1 protein-coding gene is annotated in these 1,651 nt (G+C 70.8%); it reads left to right on the top strand.

Features of this window, described 5'->3' with window-relative positions; genetic code table 11:
• Positions 1-1,651, top strand: a 1,651-nt coding sequence (locus VHAB30_RS30905; RefSeq protein ID WP_159279713.1) for a type VI secretion system Vgr family protein, incomplete at both ends; no start/stop codon positions are given.

Here is a 1,651-nt window from a genome sequence, read left to right as displayed (position 1 = left end):
TGATGCTGGGCCACAGCACCGTGCGCACCTTGCGCGCGGGCACGCGCCTCGAGATCGACGACGCGCCTGCACTCGGGCTGCAGGCCAAGCCGGCACTGCTGCTGGACACCGTCGAACACGTGGGCATCAACAATCTGCCCAAGGACACGGCGGCGTCGATTGCGGCGCAGCTGGGCGCGCTGACGGAACACCTGGTGTTCGACCAACCGTGTGCTCCCGTGACGGCCGAGGCCGATGTGTTCGGGCTGGTGTCTGCAGCAGTGGCAACGAGCAACGACAACCACATCTATCCGCAGCCCCAGAGCCTCGCAACCGCCCAGGCCCAGGGCTACGCCAACAGCTTCTCGGGTGTGCACGCCCCACGCCCCTGGCGCCCCGCCTTGGCCGCGGCCGACGGTGCCCGCCTGCACGCCAGGCCCACGGCCAGCGGCGTGCACAGCGCCATCGTGGTCGGACCTTCGGGCGAGACCTCGCCCAATGGCGCCGACGAGCTGTACTGCAACGACCGCGGCGACGTGCGCGTGCGCTTCCACTGGCAGAACGGATCGAACGACAACGGCAACAGCAGCAACGGCGACAACGCCCAGGACAACCGCAGCACCCGCTGGATCCGCGTGGCCCAACGCCAGGCGGGCCCCGGCATGGGCTGGCAGTGGCTGCCGCGCATCGGGCAGGAAGTGCTGGTCAAGTTCGTCGACCTCGATGTGGACCAGCCCGTCATCGTCGGGGCGCTGTACAACGGCCGCGGCGACGGCGGCATCGCCCCCACGCCCGGCGGCGCATCGCGCACCGGTGAGAACAGCGAACAGGGCAGCGACAGCAACGACAACAACGACGTCTTCGCCCAGGCGAGCAACGCCTCGCCCAGCGCCCAGGCCAACCTCGCAGCCGGCCATGCCCCGCCCTGGCACGGCGCCAGCGCCGACGACAAGGGCCACCGCAACGCCGCGGCCCTGACCGGCTTCAAGACCAAGGAGTTCGGCGGCGAGGGCTTCAGCCAGCTGGTGTTCGACGATTCGAGCCAGCAGCTGCGCGTGCAGCTGCATGCCAGCACCGCCCACAGCCAGCTGAACCTGGGCCACCTGATCCACCAGGCCGACAACTTCCGCGGCAGCTTCCGCGGCCAGGGCCTGGAGCTGCGCACCGACGGCTATGCCGCCCTGCGCGGCGGCAAGGGCGTGCTGCTGAGCACCTACCACGGCGCAGGCGGCCAGAAGCTGGAGCCCGTGGGCGACTTCGCCGCCGGCATGGCGCTGCTCAAGCAGGTGCAGCAGCTGGGCCAGGCCCTGAGCGATGCGGCCAGGACCCACGAGACCGTGCAGCTGGCCGGGCACATCGGGGCAACCAAGGCCGACGAATCGCAACTCGACAAGGAGCGCGCCCCGTACGCCGCGATGGAGCGCACCGCCAGCGGCATGGTCGCCGCCGATGCGCTCGAGACCGCCTATGCGGATGCAGCAGACAAGGCCATCGCCACCGGCGAAGGCAAGGTGCCGCACACGAGCGACGCCGTGATCGCACTGGCCGCACGCGGCGGCCTGGCGATGGTGGCGGGCCAGCAGCTGCAGGTCGTCAGCGGCGAGACTGCCACGCTGGCCAGCGGCGGCGACATCAACATGGCGCTGGCCGACGTGCTGCGCGTGCACAGCGG

The sequence above is a fragment of the Variovorax boronicumulans genome (genome assembly GCF_009811375.1).
Taxonomy (GTDB): domain Bacteria; phylum Pseudomonadota; class Gammaproteobacteria; order Burkholderiales; family Burkholderiaceae_C; genus Variovorax; species Variovorax boronicumulans.
This window is presented reverse-complemented; position numbering and strand designations above follow the sequence as displayed.